The organism is Microcystis sp. M165S2, from assembly GCF_020245885.1.
In the GTDB taxonomy this organism is placed as follows: domain Bacteria; phylum Cyanobacteriota; class Cyanobacteriia; order Cyanobacteriales; family Microcystaceae; genus Microcystis.
The window spans coordinates 1-17992 of the sequence record NZ_JADBTZ010000223.1 but is presented as its reverse complement, the minus strand read 5'-3'; the positions used below and the strand labels follow the sequence as shown (position 1 = coordinate 17992).

Genomic DNA, 17992 nt, shown 5'->3' with positions numbered 1-17992 from the left:
TATGTAGAAGATAGAGATATTAACGCCGCTATCAATATTCTCAAAAAGGGACTAAGTACGGTAGGGCATACCGGAACTCACGCTTGGGGAGAGATTCCCTCTGGTTTGGTTGGATACGTCCTGTCAGATTAAGGAAACTCAATGAACCAAGAATCCCTCGCTTTTAGCGACGGGAGTGTCAATACGTGATGCTGGAATCGACACTATCCATGTTGGTGAAATAGGGATGTCTGAAGCTGAAGACTCAGACATTATCCAAAGGGCTAGAGACGAAGGACGGGTTGTTGCTACTCTCGATGCGGATTTTCATACATTGCTGGCACTTGATGTAGCGAATACTCCTTCAGTCATTCGCATTCGGGTTGAAAGATTACGCGCCCAAGCACTTACGAATCTTTTGTTGACAGTAATCCCTGAGTGCGAGGAGGATTTAGAACAAGGATCAGCTATTACGGTTGAGCCAAGCCGTATTCGTATTCGTCGTTTACCATTAGTGTCTGATGTCTAACCGTTGCACACCGACCGTATTCAGTCTCTTGGTTGAGTCCAAGAAGTTACTAGCGGTGGGTGAACGGAAACGTTATGCTGACTGTGAATATTTCACATACAAGGTTAGGTTGACGACTGTTACCCAACACCTTTGAAACCAAGATTAAATGCTGTAGAATAGGCATTGGATGGATTTTCTAGATTGCCGTGAGCGAAACCGTCTATATTGAAACCAGTATTATTGGTTATCTAACAGCCAGATCGACCAAAAACCTGATTATTGCGGGGAATATCGAAACAACACGAGACTGGTGGCAAAATCGCCGTAATGATTTTGTTCTCTATATTTCACAGGTTGTTTTGGATGAAGTAGCCAAAGGAGATGCTGAGATTGCTTTGAAACGATTAGAAATTCTCAATGAATTGCCCTTGGTTGAACTCAATCAGGCTGTACGCAACTTGGCAACCCAGTTTCTTATGCGAAGCAATCTTCCTCCCAAAGCTTCTGATGATGCGGTTCACATTGCTGCGGCGACTGTCCACGGGCTAGATTACTTGTTAACATGGAACTGTAAACATATTGCCAACGCTCAAATTCAGAGGAAGTTGGCAGAGATCAGTCTTGATTTGGGATACGAGTTACCCATAATTTGTACTCCTTACGAACTTTTAGGAGATTATAACGATGTGGCAAGATGAAATTTTGGATGAAATTCATAAATTTCGAGAAGAACACGCTAAATCCTTTAACTACGATTTGGATGCAATGTTTGTAGATTGGCAAAAAAGACAAGCAGAAAGTGGCAGGCAGGTAGTCAGCTTACCACCAAAGCAAGGTCTAACAAGTCGTTGGAGCCGACCAAAACAGGATGAACCACAAGAATCTCAAATCTAATCGTGGCGGCTCAACTTAGCCGTTATACTGAATCGTTTTTTAATAGCATGATTAACTGCCAATCCAACTTGAAAAACCCGCTCCCTTCCCCCCACTTCCCACTCTCCTATACCTTTTAAACAGGATTTAGTATGACTATCTGGATTACTCGTTAAGACTGTCTATGAGCAGGGAGCAGGGAGAAAAAACCTGACTACTGACTACAAGCTGATCACCGACAAAACCTATCCCAAAACGATCGAATCGCGCAGGGATTGAATTTCCTCGGTTTGTAAACGCGCCCCAAAAGTAGAAACCACCCGCGAGGCTGCCAGAGAAGCGAGATTTCCCGCCCCTTGGTAACCCATACCGTGGGTAATACCGTAGAGAAACGCACCTGCATACATATCCCCCGCACCGACGGTATCGATCGCCTGTACGGGATGGGGGTCAATTTCCAGCAGATTTTCGCCATCATAGATTAAAGAACCACTGGCACCCCGGGTGATAGCGAATCCTTTGGCAATGGTTTTAAAATAGGCGATCGCTGACTCGATTTCCTCGCTGCCGGAAATAGTCAAAGCTTCCGACTCATTAGCGAAAACGAAATCTAACCCCTTTCCGATCATTTCCAGTAATCCCTCCCGGAAGAAGATCGCCATATTGGGATCTGACAGGGATAAAGCGGTTTTGACTCCAGCAGCCTGAGCAATTTCTCGCCCTTTAATAGCGGCAGCTTTGGCAGTGGGAGAGGTGACGAGATAACCTTCGAGATAGAGATAATCGGCATTGGCGATCGCTGAAGGGACTAATTCTCGTTCGGAAATTTCCCCGGTGATGCCGAGAAAAGTATTCATGGTGCGATCGGCATCAGGAGTCACGAAAACTAGACATTTTCCCGTGATTCCCACCTCTTTTTCGCCACCGTGTTCATTGGTATGCAAACCACAGGCGCGCAGATCTTGTAGATAAAACTTGCCTAATTCGTCATTACCCACTTTACAGGAATAGAAACCTCTACCCCCCAACTGAGCGATCGCTACTAGGGTATTAGCCGCCGAGCCGCCACCGCTGCGTTTACAATCAAAAGCCAATTTTTCCATCAACTGGGTTTGACGATTTTCGTCCACCAGCGTCATCACTCCTTTATCGATGCCCAATTCTTGCAGTAATTCAGGAGAGACTTGAAATTCCATATCGACGAGTGCGTTACCGATCCCATAAACGTTGTATTGTTTGCCCATAATTTAGTCGATCGCCTAAAAATACTTTGTTACTGATAGTAGGGAAATAAGGAGCAAAAAGCTAGGGGCTTTTTTCAGCCAGAGAATACCATAATCAAAAATAATGGGTGTGCTAGTCTCACACCCCCAGTAATTTGTGTTAAGTTTTGTTTAACCAAGCAACTTTAAGCCTCATCGTAGGCTTCTAGATCCAACAGATAAAGATAAGATTCGGCTAATTCCTGCCTTTGAAAAGCGATCGCTCGCAACAGATGCCAATCCCGCAAAGCCTCGAAGGGGTTGCTATACTCATCTTTTTCTAGTCGTTCGGCTAAAGAAGCAATATCAGCGGCGGTATACTTGGCAATATCTTGATCAGTGAAGCTTATAACTGTCATTTCTGCACCTTCCTCGACCTTTGTTCTATTTCTAGCCTAACATATATTCTGAGTTGAAAAAATGCCTTCCCCGCCAAGTTAAGAACTGTAAATGGAAGGTTCACTGTGGTACAATTCCAGAAAAAAAGCTATTTTTAGTTGATCTTCTATGAAAACAGCCCTCATTACCGGCGCTTCTACCGGTATCGGTGTCGTCTTTGCTCGTCAACTTGCCCAAGGGCAAATGGAGCTAATTTTAGTCGCTAGATCCAGAGATAAACTAGAACAATTAGCGGCGGAATTAGAGGAACAATACGGGGTAAAAGTGACAGTTATCGTTCAAGATCTGACCGTTGCCGGGGCGGGAAAGCTAGTATATGATACGGTGAACCAAAAAGGAATCAACGTCGATTTACTGGTAAATAATGCTGGTTTTGGTGATTATGGTGCTTTTAGCGAGCAGGATTTAGCCCGACAGTTAGAAATGATCCAGTTAAATAATCTGGTACTGGTGGAATTAACCCACTATTTTCTCCGTCCGATGCTTGCCGGCGCCGGGGGGGCAATCATCAATGTTGCTTCCATTGCTGGGTTTCAACCGCTGCCCTATCTTTCCGTCTATGCGGCGACAAAAGCCTTTGTCCTCAGCTTTAGCGAGTCTCTCTGGGCAGAAAATAAAGACAAAGGCGTTAAAATTCTCGCTCTTTGCCCCGGTCCGACGGAATCGAATTTTTTTGAGGTAGCCCGATTTCCCAGGGCTTTTATGGGCAAAAACGGCCGGTTAGATTCGGCGGAAGTGGTGGTACAAGAGGCTTTAACCGCCTTGGCAAACAAACGCCCCAACGTGGTAGCCGGTAAATTTGCTAATAAAATTATCGTCAATCTGCCCCGTTTTTTACCCAGAAGTTGGATCGTGTCTTTGCTAGAAAAGCAATTCAAGGTATAACTAGAATCAAGCTAATTAGAGCAATTGCTGATAGGATTTTAAGGGAATACCTGTACGGTTTCTCACTTCGATCGCCGAATGATAGACACCGTTTTTTTCTCTTTCGGCGACAATTTTATCGGCCAGGGAAAAGTCAAGACCGAGATTGACTAATTCCTCAACGGAGTGGTAGTTTAAACAACGCCAAGAAACGTCAACTTCTTGGCGAATATCGTAGGCAAAGATAATCAAAGGTTCCAATTTTTTGAGATAATTTTCTGGTAGGCCAGCCAAGAAGTGTAATTCTTCTAAATGGGTAAAAATATGTCCTTCATTACGGACAGAAACGATATCATTGGCATAGACAATCGGCAACCCTAATTTATGAACCAGATCGTTGGTGGAACAGCTGTTAATATCAATTTTTTCGAGAGGAGAGGATGACTGTCTAGAATCGGTTCTATTTGCCGAAGCTATTGGATGGGAATTAAGCTGTTGACGGATGTATAAACCCAGGCCGATTTGGGCAAACCAAATTACGATAAAAGACTCTTGTGTAAGGAAAATAAGGGAGATAATTGTCAAGGCAATGCCGACGGATAACCAACTTTGGTTATTAGTTTTTTTGCCAGCATTAGCAATGGCAAGCCCACCGAAAACTGGGACTAAAGATAGCCAGATCCACTCAGAAGATTCGGGAGGGCGAGGAGAGAGATTAGACATATTTTTTTAAAGAGAATCTAAATATTTTCTGCGTTTTTCTTCGTATTCTTCAGCAGTAATAATTCCCTGATCGTAAAGTTTTTTAAGCTGGAGTAAAGTAGCGGTTTTTTGCTGACCTGATTCCGGCAGTCCTCGCTCTCTACTGCTGGGGAGATAGTTAGGATTGTATTTAGCATCAAAAGCTTGATCTGACATGATGATTAAACCAATAAATTCAAAAAAAGCAATGATGCCGGGGATAAAAGTCCAGAAGAAAAGTAGATAGAGAACACCGGCCAAATTCTCCCCTAGATAAAACTTATGGATGCCAAGATAACCGAGAAAAAAGGCTAGTAAAGCCGCTATAGTTCTATTTCTCATAATTTTTGAGATTTCCCTAATTTAGCCAGAAGAAAGTATAAAACCACGATGCCTGTCTGTAATTCCAAGAGAGTAATATAACCCTTGACTAGATAATTTAATTCTAGGGAGGAATTAAAGGCAAAAACTAGCACACCCAAGACTAAAAAAGGCAGTAAACGCCAGCCAGACTTGGGTATTTTTATTCCCGTACTATTAACCTGATTCATGGGCTAATTCTCTAGGTTGGTCTTTTTCGGTGATAGTCGCAAAATCGATCTTTGTCAAGGGGTGGTTTGATTAACTTTTAGCATCTCAACGAGGATATTATGGGCATCTTTGGCTGATTCTAGGGTGCGCTCGAAAGCTATTCTAATTGTTTGACTCTCCCCTAATTTTTCTACTACTAAATCCATGCCTTGAGGATCGATGGAGAGCATTTGAGCGGTTTCTGCATCGGTAATATTACCGTAAACTTGAGCGTAGAAAAGCACGGCATCACCGTGATCTTTGTTCATGTGTTTACAGATGCGATCGCTAATGGTGGGAGTGATAGTTTCAGACATAATATTCTCGAAAAAAATCGATAATAAGGTGGGGACGGATAAAAGCCAGTTCTAAATCGAGGCAAATGGGGGGGGATATTAGTTAGGGTAGCTTAATTAATCGCTAATTGCCAGATAATTTGAGCTTGGGGATGGCAGGTATCAATAATAAGTTTAATATTATTTTCTTGACAAAAATCCTTAATTGTGCATTGCTCTAATTGTCCCACTGAAGGTCAATCGGGGTACAGAGTAAGATCCGGGGCTACCCGCGCAGTTAAATTGCCTGTTGAGATGAGACAAGAGGCAACAGTAAAGGGATTGGGTGAGATTCAGCTAATCGGATAGGTGGTTAAAATGCCTCTTAGCTTAAAACCCCACACCCTGCCCCCAGAAAAAACTTTTTCAGCACACCCTATATATTTTATCGTTCACAACCGACAACAGAAGCGGTGTAGGTATTACCGATGTGCTGAATACCATTGACAAAAAGATTGACTAAAAAAGGTTGATCATTTGCCCGTACTGTGGCAGTAATTGTTAAGGGTTTATCGGGTTCGATTCGTACTCCATTAGTATTAAAAAATTCCTCGTTAGTTTGATCGCTATACTTGAGAAACAGCCGGATATCAAAGGAGGCAGCCCGGGGGACAGAAACCGTAACGATAAACCTCTGAAAACTTCTACCCCCCGGAACTGCCCAATCGGTATTCCAATTATTACGAGTTATGATAACACCGAAAGGACCTGGAACAGTGGGTTGTGAGACGGTTTTCGTAACTTCACTACCTTCACCCCCTAATAGAGAAAGTGGCCGACAATTTTGCGCAGCTGCCGGTAGATGTGAGCTTAATAATACCGCCGATAGACCCAATAAGCCAGTGATAGAAGTTAATTTCATCATTGATTTCGTCTCCAATTAATAGAACCTATCCAAAAATTATAGATGATCATGACGCTAAAAAAACGGCGATTTAGCTTAATTGAGGTCAATTACTGAAAAAAATGCCGATAATCAACCTGAATTCTCAAAAACGGGTTTAAAATTGATTCATAATTTCCATATAAATATGTTCTAACTGTATCGTCTGACGGGCGATAGAATCAATATTAATGCCGTCGAATGCCCGAATAATCTCGCTTAATTCTAGATGTTCATGTAACCAAAAAGCTAAATCTTTTCCGTAAAATTTGGGAGTAAATCCTAATTGTTTACCTCGATTTATTGCCGCTTCTTGATCCTGGGTATCCATGATAATAATTTCTTTCGCAGGAATATGCTGACGCAGCTGATTTAAATTACCTTCGGCAATAATACGACCTTGTTTTAAAATCCCGATACGTTGACAGAGACGCTGTGCTTCATCGAGGAGATGGGTAGTTAATAAAATCGTCATTCCCTGGCGCCGTAATTCTCCGATTAAATCCCAAATTTCATAGCGAGATTCGATGTCTAAACCGGTAGTTGGTTCATCAAGAATTAATAATTTTGGCTGATGAACAATAGCCACGGCAATATTCATCCGGCGCTGCATTCCACCGCTTAAGGTTTCCACTGGACTACGGGCGCGATCAAGCAAATTTACTGCGGATAAACTGCTTTTAATCCGATGACGACGCTGGGTGCGATCGAGTCCATAAATCTGAGCAAAAAAGTTGAGATTTTCCTCACAAGTAAGGGATTTGTACAATAAATTTTCTTGCGGGGCAACCCCAATTAATTCTTTAGTAACTCTGGAAATTGGCAAATAATTAAAGGTAATTTCTCCCGATGAGGGTTTTAATAAATTACAAATTAAGTTAATAGTGGTGGTTTTTCCTGCACCATTGGGACCGAGTAAACCGTAAATTTCCCCCGCTTCAATATGAAAGTTTAATTGATCTAATACTAAGCGTCTTCCGTAATTTTTTTTGACATTATTAATAGTCAGCATTTGTAATAAAGTAATAAGGATAGTCAGGAGTCAGGATTAGGGAGTGGGAGACATGGGAAGACAAATTAATCAATACTCTTGCCTTTTCTAACTGATAACTGATAACTGATAACTGATAACTGATTTACAGTCGGCGTTCAAGGTTTAACATTTGTCGATAGGTAAGCCAACCACCTGCTACCATAGCTAGAGCAAAAAGACAGAGAAAACGAAAATGAGAGCTAATATCTTGCAGATTTTCGCCCTTTGCCCAAACAGCAATTAAAGCTTCATTCATGTGGTAGATAGGGTTATATTTAGCCAGAGATAGAATATTGTCGGGGAATAAAGCAGTTGGGAGAAAAACGCCGCCTAAAATTAATAAAGGAACCCCAAAAGTTCCCACCAAAGCATTAACATCTTCTGTTCTTTTCGCCAGTTGAGTACCGAGGATAAATCCTAAACCCACATAGGCGGTGATACTAAGAAAAATAATTAATAATTCTAGAGGAATTGAGCCTTTAAAAGTGGCTCCATACTGTTTAGCAATAGAATAAACTAAAACTGTCTGACAGGCGGCAATCGCACAATGGGCGAGAAAAATGCCGATAAAATAGGAAACACCGCTTAAAGGCGATAAAAATAACCGTTTAATCGTTTGTTGTTCCCTTTCTGCTACTACCGTCGCCACGGTTCCCCCCAAACAACTAAAGAAAAGTGCCGCCCCGACGAGGGTAGGAGGAGTAGCCAGAGCCATTGCCTCGGCAAGCTCAATTTTGCCTTTTTCTGCCATAATATAGCCATTTAAGAGCAGGACAAGGATCGGGAAAATGCCCCAGAGGATTAAGCTACGCCCGCGCCGGATTAATTCCACTAAAATTCGTTGAGCGATCGCTAAAATTTCCTGCCAATATTTCATAGAATGTTAGTGTAATTGTTTCTCCCTGTAGAGAAATAAGTTTTTCTACTTTCGACTTAGGCTTATTGTAAGTGTTCCAGAGCTTGATCGGCGCGCAATTTTACCACTATTTCCGCTTCTGTCTCCCGAATCTGTCCTAAAAGTTCCCGAATCGCCCTGCGAAATGCCACCGCCGCAGTTCCTAACCCCTCCAATCCAACGATCGCCGCATATCTAACCACCCACTCTGTATCCCCTTGCAAAAGTTGCTTCAGTGCCGTAAAAACCGCCTTCTGAGCCTCAGACACCCGACTTTCCTCCAAATCAGACCAAATTATATTTCCTAAGCCTCTAGCCGCCCCTCGCCGCACGCTAAAGGAAAAATCACTCACCGCCGCCTCAAGTAATAAGTCCAATCCTCGCACATCGCCAATTCCTGCTAGGGCGCGGGTTGCCCAAGCTCTCGCCCCATAATTATAACCGTCTAGGTTGGCCAGTAAATAGGGAACCGCCGCCTTGCCGATGGCGATTAAACCATCCACGGCTGCCACGGAGGCACCGGGGTTGTTATATCTTAGGACATCGGTGAGGGTGGGGATTGCCGCTTCACTTTTAGCCGCTGCTAGATTTTCTACGGCTGTCAGCAACCCGTTAGCTGAGTCGGCTTTTTCGACGGCAATAATTAAAGTTTCAACGGTAGGAAGCATTGGTTATCAGTAGAGGGGATGAGGGGTTAGGGGTGTGGGGTGTAGGGTGTGGGGTGTGGGGAGAAGGGAGAATAAATAAAAATAATCTCCTGACGACTGATTCTTATGTCCTAACCCCACTAACAAACTTTTAAAGATAATTTTATCGCCAAACTTTTTTCTGTAAAATCTGACTAATTTCTTGGGGAAAAGGACAATCATCGGGAAAGTTAAAGGATCGATAATCGGGGTTATCTCGCAAGCTTTAGCAGCGAGTAACCTCCGTTATTGTACCAAAGAATCCATACCGTCCGCTACACTGGGGGTGTCAAGCTGTTTACTAAGGCCGTAGGGAAGTTAAAATCCCATTTTGGGATTATCCTAAAATAGGTTTATCTTGGAATTGTTAACTTCTGTGCTAATTAAAGCACGATGAAATCTATTTTTAGCCCAGAGTACCATGTCTTTCGTCGATGCCTGATCGCCGCTCGTAAGGATGCGAATTTAACGCAAGCAGCCCTCGCTAAAGCCATCAAAAAGCCGCAATCTTTCGTTGCCAAATACGAAAATGGTGAAAGAAGATTAGATGTCGTTGAGTTCCTTCTGGTTAGTCGTGTAATCGGTGTAGATCCTTGCGAAATTTTAAGGCAAGTTGAGCAAGCTTGTCAGCCCACATCTTCTGGGGAAGGGTTATGAATACAGAAGATGTTATTAGCCTTGCATCGCAATATCTAGATGATTTGTCTGGACATAGATTTGACCTATTAGACATTGCTAGACCAATATCGGTTGCTGCAGCAGTTAATTTAGCCAAAGTAATTTCAAAGCTATCACCACTATTGGGAAATCTGATTGAATTTAACACTGTTGAGTTTTTGAATAAGCAGGAAATATTTGCGCCGTTTGGTGAATGGAAAAGACAAGATCCAGGATTTCCTGATACTGTCTTCATGGGTAGCATCCAGCCTACCCCCGGATTAGAAATAAAAGCATGGTTCCCATTAGCTACTGAAATAACAGCCCGTTTCAAAGATAGTCAAAATCATTTTCGGTTTGATCAAACCTACGTTTCCCTAATAGCTTGGCTGCCCGAAGCGGTAATTTATGGCAAACCCAAGATTCTAGATGTATGCGTTGTCTCTGGCTTTTCAGTGGCTAAAGCGAGAGATGACCACTATCATAATCCTCCTGATTACCTTGTTCTAGAACCCGAAGATACAACCCAAAGAACAGCAAATTTGCAGCAAACAAATACTAATGGATACAAATTTCAAGGAACGGATGAAGAACTATTTCAAGCTCAAGAAATAGTTAATTCTTGGGGAAATGATGGAAGAATTTATCAGCCTACACAAGAGTATCAAATGCTCTTACGGGAACTGATCACTCGCTTCAAATACAGATTAGACACCAATTTTGCTAAAATGGACAGGATTGTACATCCAGGAATTGAGGATTTTAAAAAGCGTGTTTATCGAACACAGTTCTCTGGAATGGAAGTTGGACAGTGGAACAGGCTTTTAGCTAGTCGTCGAGAGGAGTTAATTAAATCTGCTTTCAGGGAACACCTTGGCATTAAAGAAGGGAACATTGATGAACTACTTGACTAAACCTTTTGACTCCATAATAGAAATAAGTTTCGTCAATTTCACAAGCGAAAGCTTTTCGATTCAGGATATTGGCAGCTAAAGAGGCACTGAAAAGCCCCCCAAATGGTTCCCAAACCACATCCTGTTGCTCACTTGAAGCTTCAATAATTAATTTCATCAGATCCAGTGGCTTTTGATTTAAGTGAACAGCTTTACCATCCTGAGACTTAATTCGTTCATCATCGCGCAAAGCTGAACGATCCCAAACATTTGTAAAACCATGAGGGCAATTAAATTTAGAGCGCATCTTCTCCCACTCTTTACCTGTTAAAGGACGCTGGCCATTTTTAGAAAAATAGGGTTTTCCCTCTGGGTTTCCGTGTTCGTTGGCATAGAAAACTAATTTTTCAAACATTTCCGGTGGGGGAAAATACCATAAATGTCCTTGATCAAAATATTTTCTTGTTGCCGCATCTGCGACACCACAAGCTAAATTAGCTTGACGCAAAGGTAAGCCCGATCTTAACCATTCCTTTCGGAGCCATTCTTTAAGTGTTAAGTCAGCAATTTTGACTTCTCTAACGTATTGGACGCAAACCTCTGTAACAACTGGAAAACGCCTTATTTTTTCTGTGTTGACATTACCTGCAATATGACCTTTTCCTTTATTCCATATATTACAATTAACATATCGCCAACCAAATTTCTCAAGTATTGGATGTACCACAGCCCAGCCAATTTCTGAGTTCCAAAACCAAAGAGTTGTATTTGGCAAGGCCAACTTAGACCAAGCTTCCACATGAGGTTCATACCATTCAGGTAAGTCAAGATGATCTGATGTATCACCTTCAAATCCTAAAAGACCGTAGCCTCCGTCTGAGATTATTACTATAGGTTGTTCCCAAGAATCATAATGTTCAATGCTATTACCAAGACTCAGACTAACACTGCTGTTATTCCAAGCTGAAAAAGCCAGTTTCTCAGTAAGTTGGACAGTTTTTCCACGCCCAACAGTGCTTGTTGCTTTATTCTTTTTTATACTTGGCAGGCTATGGGAAGGCTCAGGTATATCCATGGATTTTTTTATCGTCTTATAAACAGTATGAATATCAATACTCTATCCTGTTTTAGGATATTTGGCTACCCCATAAACCAATGACCTAGAAACTTAGCCTAAGACTACCAAACTTTCTATCTCCTCGCTCAAGTTTTCCCAGTCAACTTGATCAAAGTTTTTTTGTTTTAACAGAGTGATTGTTTCGTTTAGCCAGCCGACATAATCAGTTTGAGTTATCATAAAACCTCTGGATTTTATGAGTTTTAATTTTCATAGAAAATAACCAATTATTTACAGCATTTCTCATAAAGATGAAGTATGAACTGAGCGGACATCGTCTCAGAGTTGACCGTCTCCTAACCCCACCAACAAACTTTTAAAGATAATTTTATCGCCAAACTTTTTTCTGTAAAATCTGACTAACTTCTTGGGGAAAAGGACAATCATCGGGAAAGTTAAAGGATTGATAATCGGGGTTATCTCGCAAGCTTTTTAAAGCCGTGGCATAGCAATCTAAAAATACTTGATCCCAGTAGGTTTTTAAACTAGGAGAATCGCTCAAAAGTTCTTCTAGTTCCCGTTGACTGCGCCTAATAGTTTCTTGCCAACCTCGATAATCTTGAACGTAATCAGTATAGCAGAGTTTAAGGCAGTGTTCTAAGATGCTGGTTAACCAGTTGCGGAGTTCACGTTTTTGACTTCTGCCCAAACTTTCTATCTCCTCGATCAAGTTTTCCCAGTCAACTTTATCAAAGTTTTTTTGTTTTAACAGAGTGATTGTTTCGTTCAGCCAGCCGACATAATCAGTTTGAATTAGCATAAAAACTCTGGATTTTATCCGTTTGAATTTAGATACAAAATAACCAATTATTGATTATAATAAACCATCCATTAAAGTGAGAATTTCGGAGAGATTTTCCTTGCTAGAATTAGTTTTTAGATGGTTTTCTAAAAGTTCCTTGAGAGCAACCAGTTTCAGACTATTTTCCGCCAACGTATTAGCGATCGCAGGGGCGGCCGGCAGATAACCCGTAGCGCCTAAATCCATTAAAGCAGAACGACGCAGCTGTAATTCTTCCCCTTGCAAGGCATTAATCAGAATATCGCCATAGTGGGGGTTAGCCGTGAGTTGATAGAGGGCGCGGGCAGCCGCATAACGCACTTTTTCGACGAAATGCTGTAAAAACGGTTCGATGAGGGGAATAGCTTCCGTTGCTTGCAGGGTTCCCAAGGCTTCGATAATCGCTTCGTAGGGTTGGACTAAATGGGGTTTTCCCGCCACTAAAACGGCCACTTCGATGCCACCCTCTAATAGTTTCTTTAAAGGTGCGATCGCTCTTTGATCCTGAAGCATTGCCAATGCTTGGGCAGCCGATTCGCGCACATAATAATCTTCGCAGTCGAGACAGGCAATCAAAGCGGGAACACAACTGAGATCATCTAATTTCCCTAAAGCGCTGGCGGCATTGCGTCGCAGGGGATAACCGCCATCGGGAGTGCGATCGCTTTCGTCCTCTAAAGCGGCAATTAACGCCGAAATCGCCTCCGGTTGACGAACACGAAATCTACCCAACCACCAAGCGGCATAATAACGCGCTCCTAGGTCTTCTCTTTGCTGGATATTAGCGATCGCTTGTTCAACAGTATAGGCCGGATTATCGACGGCAGCAGAGTAAGAATCGCTCATAGACAAGTGAAAATAGGTGTTGGGGTATGGGGTGTGGGGTGTGGGGTGTGGGGTTTTGGGGTGTTGGGGGTTGGGGGTTGGGGGTTGGGGGTTGGGGGTTGGGGGTTGGGGGTTGGGGTTTTGGCGTTTTAGGGTGTTGGGGGTTGGGGGTTGGGGGTTGGGGGTTGGGGGTTGGGGTTTTGGCGTTTTGGGGTTTTAGGGTGTTGGGGGTTGGGTGTTGGGGGTTGGGGGTTGGGGGTTGGGGGTTGGAGGTTGGGGGTTGGGGGTTGGGGTTTTGGGATTTTGGCGTTTTAGGGTGTTGGGGTTTTGGGATATTAGTTGAATTTCCCCATTTCCCCATTTCCCTAATCCCTATCCCCTATCCCCTATCCCCTGATAACCGACTCAGTTTTTCATAGTTCCCGCGCCATTGCCAATACCAGAATAAATTAAACCCCGTTGAGCATCGAGACTAATGATCACCCCTTCGCGGATAATTTTCGTGGCATCTTTAACCCCGACAATAACAGGAATACCCAATTTTAACCCGATAGTAGCGGCGTGATTGTTCATGGCGGTATCTTCGGTGATAATTCCGCCAGCTTTCCGCATCATATCCACATATTCGGCGCTGGTGGTGGGAACGACTAAAATCTCCCCACTACTAAAACTACCCACTTCTCGGGCATTATGGGCTACCCGCGCCCGGCCCCTAGCCACACCCTGGCCGATACCCGTACCCTTGCCCAAAAGGGATTTTACCACTTCCACCTTAATTAAATCCGTGGAACCGGCCACCCCTTGCAGAGTTCCCGCCGTCATCACCACTAAATCACCATCCGCTAGGAGGTTATTTTCCTGGGCGAGATTCATCGCCACTTGAAAAGTTTGGCTAGTGGAGGGTAAATCGAGCAATAACATCGGTTTTACGCCCCAAACTAGCTGTAACTGCTGTGCCACTTCCCGATGGGGAGTAACGGCTAAAATCGGGGTTTTGGGGCGAAATCTGGAGACATTACGGGCAGTAGAGCCGGTTTTTGTCAGGGTAATAATTGCCGCTGCCCCCAATTGTTCGGCAATTTGACTGACTGCCGAGGAAATAGCGTTAGGAATCGATTGTTTATTGTTAGAGCGAGCGGCACTATTGATCTGTTCCCGTTCGATCCTTTCAGCAATGCGCGCCATTGTTGCCACCGCTTCGATGGGATAATGACCCACAGCCGTTTCATTGGAAAGCATGACCGCATCAGTGCCATCTAAAATCGCATTAGCCACGTCCGAAACCTCGGCGCGGGTGGGACGAGGATTACTGGCCATACTGTCAAGCATTTGAGTGGCGGTGATAATCGGGATGCCTAGCTGATTAGCGGTATTAATCAGGCGTTTTTGCAGGATTGGCACGTCTTCGGCTGGTAATTCTACTCCTAAATCTCCCCTAGCCACCATCACACCATCACAGAGGGATAAAATTGCCTCCATTTCCTCGATCGCTTCGTGTTTTTCAATTTTAGCGATTACGGGGATAGATTTACCCGCACTGGCGATTAATTCTTTAATTTCGAGGATATCTTGGGGATTACGCACAAAACTAAGGGCAATCCAATCCACATCCCACAGCAGTCCGAACATTAAATCTTTTTTGTCCTTATCGGTTAAAGCTTTTACCGACAGATAGACGTTGGGAAAATTTACCCCTTTATTACTGGATAAGACACCCCCAACCACTACACGACAGGACAGGTCTCCTTTCAGGCGATCCACTGATTCCACCCGCATTTCGACTTTACCATCATCGAGGAGAATTCTGGAACCTTCCGGGACTTCTTGGGCCAGAGAGGGATAGCTAATGGAACTTATTTCCTGATTACATTCCACATCCCTAGAAGTAAGGATAAAGGGTTCCCCCGGTTTCAGGGTGATCGACCCACAGGCAAATTTACCTAAGCGAATTTTTGGACCCTGTAGATCCTGAAGGATGCCAATGGGTTGATTGAGTTCAAAGGCTAACTGACGGATCAGGTTAATGGTGTGACGATGGTAATCGTGATCGCCATGGGAAAAGTTTAATCTAAAAGTCGTCGCCCCCGCCTTGATCATCTGACGTAATGTTTCCTTATTTTGCGAGGCTGGGCCAATCGTGGCCACAATTTTAGTGCGACGGGGGAAAGACAGAGAGTGCATAGATAAGCAACTAAATAGGCGAAGTAAGTATAGCGGCGTTTGGTACGCTTCGCCCATCTTCTCATAAATGGTTATATCCAGTGAAAAGTTAAAAGTAAAAAAACGGTGAGATCTACAAATCCCACCGTTTTTTCGAGTCCGTCAACTTAGCTTAGAAACGGAAAGTTGTCCGGATGACACCGACCAAAATGGCGTTACCTTCGTTGTTAGCGTTGAAGACCGCATAGGCACCGGGGGTAATCAGGATGTTTTTGGTGACTGGGAACTTATACTGAGCTTCTACCATGTAAGAGGTGCTGCTTTCTTTATCGGAACGGGGTACTTGACCACCACCTAAAGAAAGGGCCGCACCTTCGGCAAAGAGATCGAGGACGGAAAGATTAAGGTTCCAAGACCAGATACCAGTGTTATTATCTCCGATCGCATTATTAACACCAGTGGCCGAGGCATCGGCGTAACCAGCCCATGCCCCTATATTTAAGACTCCAGGGATAACTTGGGCACTACCCTGTAAACCAAAACGGTTAGCTACAGTGGCAACGTTACCGAAGGGACGCTCAGTCAGAGGGCTGCTGACGTTACCGAATAAACCAGAACTCATACTGGCTGCAGTTTGATAACTGCGAACATAGACGAAGTTAATATCGGCAAATTTGATGAAAGAGAAACCAACCTGAGCACCCGCACTGTAGGAACCGTTAAATAAACCGCTACCAAGGTTAGGATTGCTGGCTCCATTAGTGCCACCACTAGCTAGGTAGGTTCCTGTGACTTGGAAAACATCCCCGATATTGAATCTGACCGCCGCACCCACACCATCGGGACCACGGAAGACGATGTTATTGTAGCGTTGACCGCGAGATAAAGCACCTGTACCGCTATCGGCGAGGAAGGGATTAGCAGTGATGAAAACGTCATCTAGGTTTAACTCGTTAGCACCAACCCAAATGGTGATTTTACCGAAGGGAGTATCGATGGGAGCGCGGTAGAACAAGTCATCGATGGTGACATCGTTGTCCCGGCCGTTATCGTATGCTAGACGAGTCATGTTGGTTCTCGTCGGACCGTTTTGGTTGAAAGTGTTGTTAAAGTTACCCGCTTGTAAACGGGTTCTTAACATATCTTTACCAGTGAAGCTGGTTTCAAAGTTGAGTCGTACCCGGTTATTAAACACGGCTTGAGTTTCATCTTGATTGCTGCCCTCAGTCACCGTACCGTCAGTATTGTTAATGGAAGCTTGACCACCCCAGCTATCGGCGATACTGAAGATTACCTCACCTCTGAGTTTGGTGGTGGTGGAAAATTGATTGTTTTCCAAGAAAGAAACCCGCTGTTCCAGGTTATCTACTCTAGCGCCTAAAGCCGCTAGTTCGCTTTCAAATTCAGCGACAAGACGTTTTAATTTATCGATATCTTCTCTGAGTACAGCGACACCATCTTGAATTAAACGTTCCATGACGTTTAAACAAGCGTTTAAACCGGCGGCAAATTCCCAACGGGTGGTAGCACGATCGCCTCGGAAGGTACGATCAGGATAACCGACGATACAACCATAACGCTCTACAAGGCTTCTTAATGCTTCGTAGGCCCAAGCGGTGGGAGATACGTCCCGCAGTTGGTTAACGCTAGTCACCTGGGACATGGAACCCTGATAGACACCCGTATTAATCTGCTGACTATTTTGGGCGCGCTGAATGCGATCAAGTTGTTGTTGCGCAGCCGGATCAATTTTAAGTTGAGGTGTCCCCGGCATAGTCTGAGCCACTGCGCTGCCAGCAGCCGCCACGGAAGCACCTAATACTAAAGGAGTTACCTTTACTAAATTCTTGAATAGTTTTGACATGGGTCAATCCTCACACCTTATTCTATGGATTGAATGGACTATGAATACAAACAGACTATATGTTTAGCCTGAATTATACTCACATTCTATGCTAATTCCCTCTTGGCTAGGTTAAGTTAATTTTATGATATGACAGAAAAATTTCTGTCTGATCTTATTAAGATTAGGACTTACGCACTTGACAAATTAACTATGATGTGAATCAATGAAAATCCCTCCTTTCAGACTTGCGGCGATTAACTTCCCAACAAGAGCGATCGCTCAAAAGCCATCAAGAAATCAGGTTAAAATGCCCGAAACCCTTACACCACATTTAGTCAATCCTGTCAATAGGCAAAACCTAAAGATTTTGTTAAAATCTCAGCCATCAGCCTTTTCAGTGATCAGTTATCAGATGTGAGTTTTCAGTTCACTGATTGGGAGCATCTCACCTTTGTAACCCCTAAATCAGGTTTTATGTCAAGCGATCCTGTTTGAAAGCCTTGCTAGAAACCAGTTTTAGGGACAAGTAAGTAGTCGGACATAAATAGGGTCTGCTGAATAAATCTAAAAACCTTGTTGGGTAAGACTTTTAGACTTTTTGTCAATCAAAAAGTACCAGGCATGGGAGTGATCAGGGGGAAAATTCAGGTACTTTTTCCCTGAAAATTAGGTAGTTGACCAC

The 17992-nt window shown here is 43.5% G+C and carries 21 protein-coding genes and 3 pseudogenes; 7 read left to right on the top strand and 17 right to left on the bottom strand.

Annotated elements, in window-relative coordinates; genetic code table 11:
• From IM479_RS11480 to IM479_RS11465, 4 genes and pseudogenes are all read left to right on the top strand, one after another.
• Positions 1–132, top strand: a pseudogene (locus IM479_RS11480) (RNA-guided endonuclease TnpB family protein); the annotation flags it as partial.
• A gap of 43 nt (positions 133–175) precedes the next feature.
• Entirely contained in the window at positions 176–508 is a 333-nt protein-coding gene (locus IM479_RS11475) for a DUF5615 family PIN-like protein (protein WP_287684787.1), read from the top strand.
• 188 nt (positions 509–696) lie between these two features.
• A complete protein-coding gene (locus IM479_RS11470) occupies positions 697–1188 on the top strand; it encodes a type II toxin-antitoxin system VapC family toxin (protein WP_287078051.1) in 492 nt (163 codons plus the stop codon).
• Positions 1175–1384: a hypothetical protein gene (locus IM479_RS11465; protein WP_287078052.1), complete on the top strand. Its 210-nt coding sequence runs from the start codon at positions 1175–1177 to the stop codon at positions 1382–1384. Before IM479_RS11470 ends, IM479_RS11465 begins: the two co-directional genes overlap by 14 nt.
• Positions 1385–1608: 224 nt before the next feature.
• On the opposite strand, the gene IM479_RS11460 is transcribed toward IM479_RS11465, so the two are convergent.
• Together IM479_RS11460 and isiD are read right to left on the bottom strand one after the other, a co-directional pair.
• Complete coding sequence (locus IM479_RS11460; protein WP_287672216.1) at positions 1609–2607, bottom strand: adenosine kinase; 999 nt, start codon at positions 2605–2607, stop codon at positions 1609–1611.
• 164 nt (positions 2608–2771) lie between these two features.
• Positions 2772–2984, bottom strand: a complete 213-nt coding sequence (gene isiD / locus IM479_RS11455) for a protein IsiD (RefSeq protein WP_002796844.1) — start codon at positions 2982–2984, stop codon at positions 2772–2774.
• Positions 2985–3132: 148 nt separating this feature from the next.
• Between isiD and IM479_RS11450 the strand changes: the two genes are divergently transcribed.
• Positions 3133–3909: an SDR family NAD(P)-dependent oxidoreductase gene (locus tag IM479_RS11450; RefSeq protein WP_287684785.1), complete on the top strand. Its 777-nt coding sequence runs from the start codon at positions 3133–3135 to the stop codon at positions 3907–3909.
• A 15-nt stretch (positions 3910–3924) separates the two neighbouring features.
• Here IM479_RS11450 and IM479_RS11445 read toward each other — a convergent pair whose 3' ends face one another.
• The 9 genes and pseudogenes from IM479_RS11445 to IM479_RS22635 all read right to left on the bottom strand — a co-directional run.
• Positions 3925–4611, bottom strand: a complete 687-nt coding sequence (locus tag IM479_RS11445) for a helix-hairpin-helix domain-containing protein (protein ID WP_287684784.1) — start codon at positions 4609–4611, stop codon at positions 3925–3927.
• A gap of 6 nt (positions 4612–4617) precedes the next feature.
• Positions 4618–4971: an NINE protein gene (locus tag IM479_RS11440; RefSeq protein ID WP_002798892.1), complete on the bottom strand. Its 354-nt coding sequence runs from the start codon at positions 4969–4971 to the stop codon at positions 4618–4620.
• Entirely contained in the window at positions 4968–5180 is a 213-nt protein-coding gene (locus IM479_RS11435) for a hypothetical protein (RefSeq protein WP_002761887.1), read from the bottom strand. The genes IM479_RS11440 and IM479_RS11435 overlap by 4 nt, the downstream gene beginning before the upstream one ends.
• Before the next feature lie 54 nt (positions 5181–5234).
• Entirely contained in the window at positions 5235–5516 is a 282-nt protein-coding gene (locus IM479_RS11430) for a DUF2470 domain-containing protein (protein WP_286824626.1), read from the bottom strand.
• 403 nt (positions 5517–5919) lie between these two features.
• A complete protein-coding gene (locus IM479_RS11425) occupies positions 5920–6399 on the bottom strand; it encodes a hypothetical protein (RefSeq protein ID WP_286827365.1) in 480 nt (159 codons plus the stop codon).
• A 136-nt stretch (positions 6400–6535) separates the two neighbouring features.
• Positions 6536–7429 (bottom strand): ABC transporter ATP-binding protein, encoded by an 894-nt coding sequence (locus IM479_RS11420; RefSeq protein ID WP_287078055.1) that lies wholly within the window; start codon positions 7427–7429, stop codon positions 6536–6538.
• 124 nt (positions 7430–7553) lie between these two features.
• Positions 7554–8327 carry an ABC transporter permease gene (locus tag IM479_RS11415; protein WP_002761938.1) on the bottom strand — a complete coding sequence of 258 codons (774 nt, stop codon included), beginning with the start codon at positions 8325–8327 and terminating at the stop codon, positions 7554–7556.
• Between the two features lie 62 nt (positions 8328–8389).
• On the bottom strand, positions 8390–9013 hold the full coding sequence (gene cpcF, locus IM479_RS11410; protein ID WP_287684783.1) for a C-phycocyanin alpha-cysteine-84 phycocyanobilin lyase subunit CpcF: 624 nt from the start codon (positions 9011–9013) through the stop codon (positions 8390–8392).
• 142 nt (positions 9014–9155) lie between these two features.
• Positions 9156–9257, bottom strand: a pseudogene (locus IM479_RS22635) (DUF29 domain-containing protein); the annotation flags it as partial.
• A 167-nt stretch (positions 9258–9424) separates the two neighbouring features.
• Here IM479_RS22635 and IM479_RS11405 point away from each other — a divergent pair.
• Together IM479_RS11405 and IM479_RS11400 are read left to right on the top strand one after the other, a co-directional pair.
• Positions 9425–9688: a helix-turn-helix domain-containing protein gene (locus tag IM479_RS11405; protein ID WP_287077488.1), complete on the top strand. Its 264-nt coding sequence runs from the start codon at positions 9425–9427 to the stop codon at positions 9686–9688.
• Positions 9685–10602, top strand: coding sequence for a hypothetical protein (locus IM479_RS11400; RefSeq protein WP_287684782.1), 918 nt, complete (start codon positions 9685–9687; stop codon positions 10600–10602). The genes IM479_RS11405 and IM479_RS11400 overlap by 4 nt, the downstream gene beginning before the upstream one ends.
• On the opposite strand, the gene IM479_RS11395 is transcribed toward IM479_RS11400, so the two are convergent.
• The 6 genes and pseudogenes from IM479_RS11395 to IM479_RS11370 all read right to left on the bottom strand — a co-directional run bounded on the left by IM479_RS11395 (position 10568) and on the right by IM479_RS11370 (position 17328).
• Positions 10568–11656 (bottom strand): DNA methyltransferase, encoded by a 1089-nt coding sequence (locus IM479_RS11395; RefSeq protein ID WP_287684781.1) that lies wholly within the window; start codon positions 11654–11656, stop codon positions 10568–10570. The two genes, IM479_RS11400 and IM479_RS11395, sit on opposite strands and share 35 nt — an antisense overlap.
• Positions 11657–11764: 108 nt before the next feature.
• A pseudogene (locus IM479_RS11390) lies at positions 11765–11878 on the bottom strand (DUF29 family protein); the annotation flags it as partial.
• Positions 11879–12026: 148 nt separating this feature from the next.
• Positions 12027–12458, bottom strand: a complete 432-nt coding sequence (locus IM479_RS11385) for a DUF29 domain-containing protein (RefSeq protein ID WP_287684780.1) — start codon at positions 12456–12458, stop codon at positions 12027–12029.
• A 54-nt stretch (positions 12459–12512) separates the two neighbouring features.
• Entirely contained in the window at positions 12513–13325 is an 813-nt protein-coding gene (gene cpcE, locus IM479_RS11380) for a C-phycocyanin alpha-cysteine-84 phycocyanobilin lyase subunit CpcE (protein WP_287684779.1), read from the bottom strand.
• A gap of 384 nt (positions 13326–13709) precedes the next feature.
• Positions 13710–15485, bottom strand: coding sequence for a pyruvate kinase (gene pyk / locus IM479_RS11375; protein WP_287684788.1), 1776 nt, complete (start codon positions 15483–15485; stop codon positions 13710–13712).
• 151 nt (positions 15486–15636) lie between these two features.
• A complete protein-coding gene (locus IM479_RS11370; RefSeq protein WP_287684778.1) occupies positions 15637–17328 on the bottom strand; it encodes an iron uptake porin in 1692 nt (563 codons plus the stop codon).
• Positions 17329–17992 lie beyond the last annotated feature (664 nt).

Excerpts from the sequence above, each read along its gene's own strand:
- cpcE (WP_287684779.1), bottom strand. The coding sequence starts at position 13,325 with ATGAGCGATTCTTACTCTGCTGCCGTCGATAATCCGGCCTATACTGTT.
- isiD (WP_002796844.1), bottom strand. The coding sequence starts at position 2,984 with ATGACAGTTATAAGCTTCACTGATCAAGATATTGCCAAGTATACCGCC.
- IM479_RS11465 (WP_287078052.1), top strand. The coding sequence starts at position 1,175 with ATGTGGCAAGATGAAATTTTGGATGAAATTCATAAATTTCGAGAAGAA.
- IM479_RS11400 (WP_287684782.1), top strand. The coding sequence starts at position 9,685 with ATGAATACAGAAGATGTTATTAGCCTTGCATCGCAATATCTAGATGAT.
- IM479_RS11370 (WP_287684778.1), bottom strand. The coding sequence starts at position 17,328 with ATGTCAAAACTATTCAAGAATTTAGTAAAGGTAACTCCTTTAGTATTA.
- IM479_RS11460 (WP_287672216.1), bottom strand. The coding sequence starts at position 2,607 with ATGGGCAAACAATACAACGTTTATGGGATCGGTAACGCACTCGTCGAT.
- IM479_RS11445 (WP_287684784.1), bottom strand. The coding sequence starts at position 4,611 with ATGTCTAATCTCTCTCCTCGCCCTCCCGAATCTTCTGAGTGGATCTGG.
- IM479_RS11450 (WP_287684785.1), top strand. The coding sequence starts at position 3,133 with ATGAAAACAGCCCTCATTACCGGCGCTTCTACCGGTATCGGTGTCGTC.
- IM479_RS11385 (WP_287684780.1), bottom strand. The coding sequence starts at position 12,458 with ATGCTAATTCAAACTGATTATGTCGGCTGGCTGAACGAAACAATCACT.
- IM479_RS11435 (WP_002761887.1), bottom strand. The coding sequence starts at position 5,180 with ATGAATCAGGTTAATAGTACGGGAATAAAAATACCCAAGTCTGGCTGG.
- IM479_RS11405 (WP_287077488.1), top strand. The coding sequence starts at position 9,425 with ATGAAATCTATTTTTAGCCCAGAGTACCATGTCTTTCGTCGATGCCTG.
- IM479_RS11415 (WP_002761938.1), bottom strand. The coding sequence starts at position 8,327 with ATGAAATATTGGCAGGAAATTTTAGCGATCGCTCAACGAATTTTAGTG.
- IM479_RS11420 (WP_287078055.1), bottom strand. The coding sequence starts at position 7,429 with ATGCTGACTATTAATAATGTCAAAAAAAATTACGGAAGACGCTTAGTA.
- IM479_RS11425 (WP_286827365.1), bottom strand. The coding sequence starts at position 6,399 with ATGATGAAATTAACTTCTATCACTGGCTTATTGGGTCTATCGGCGGTA.
- IM479_RS11430 (WP_286824626.1), bottom strand. The coding sequence starts at position 5,516 with ATGTCTGAAACTATCACTCCCACCATTAGCGATCGCATCTGTAAACAC.
- pyk (WP_287684788.1), bottom strand. The coding sequence starts at position 15,485 with ATGCACTCTCTGTCTTTCCCCCGTCGCACTAAAATTGTGGCCACGATT.
- IM479_RS11395 (WP_287684781.1), bottom strand. The coding sequence starts at position 11,656 with ATGGATATACCTGAGCCTTCCCATAGCCTGCCAAGTATAAAAAAGAAT.
- IM479_RS11440 (WP_002798892.1), bottom strand. The coding sequence starts at position 4,971 with ATGAGAAATAGAACTATAGCGGCTTTACTAGCCTTTTTTCTCGGTTAT.
- cpcF (WP_287684783.1), bottom strand. The coding sequence starts at position 9,013 with ATGCTTCCTACCGTTGAAACTTTAATTATTGCCGTCGAAAAAGCCGAC.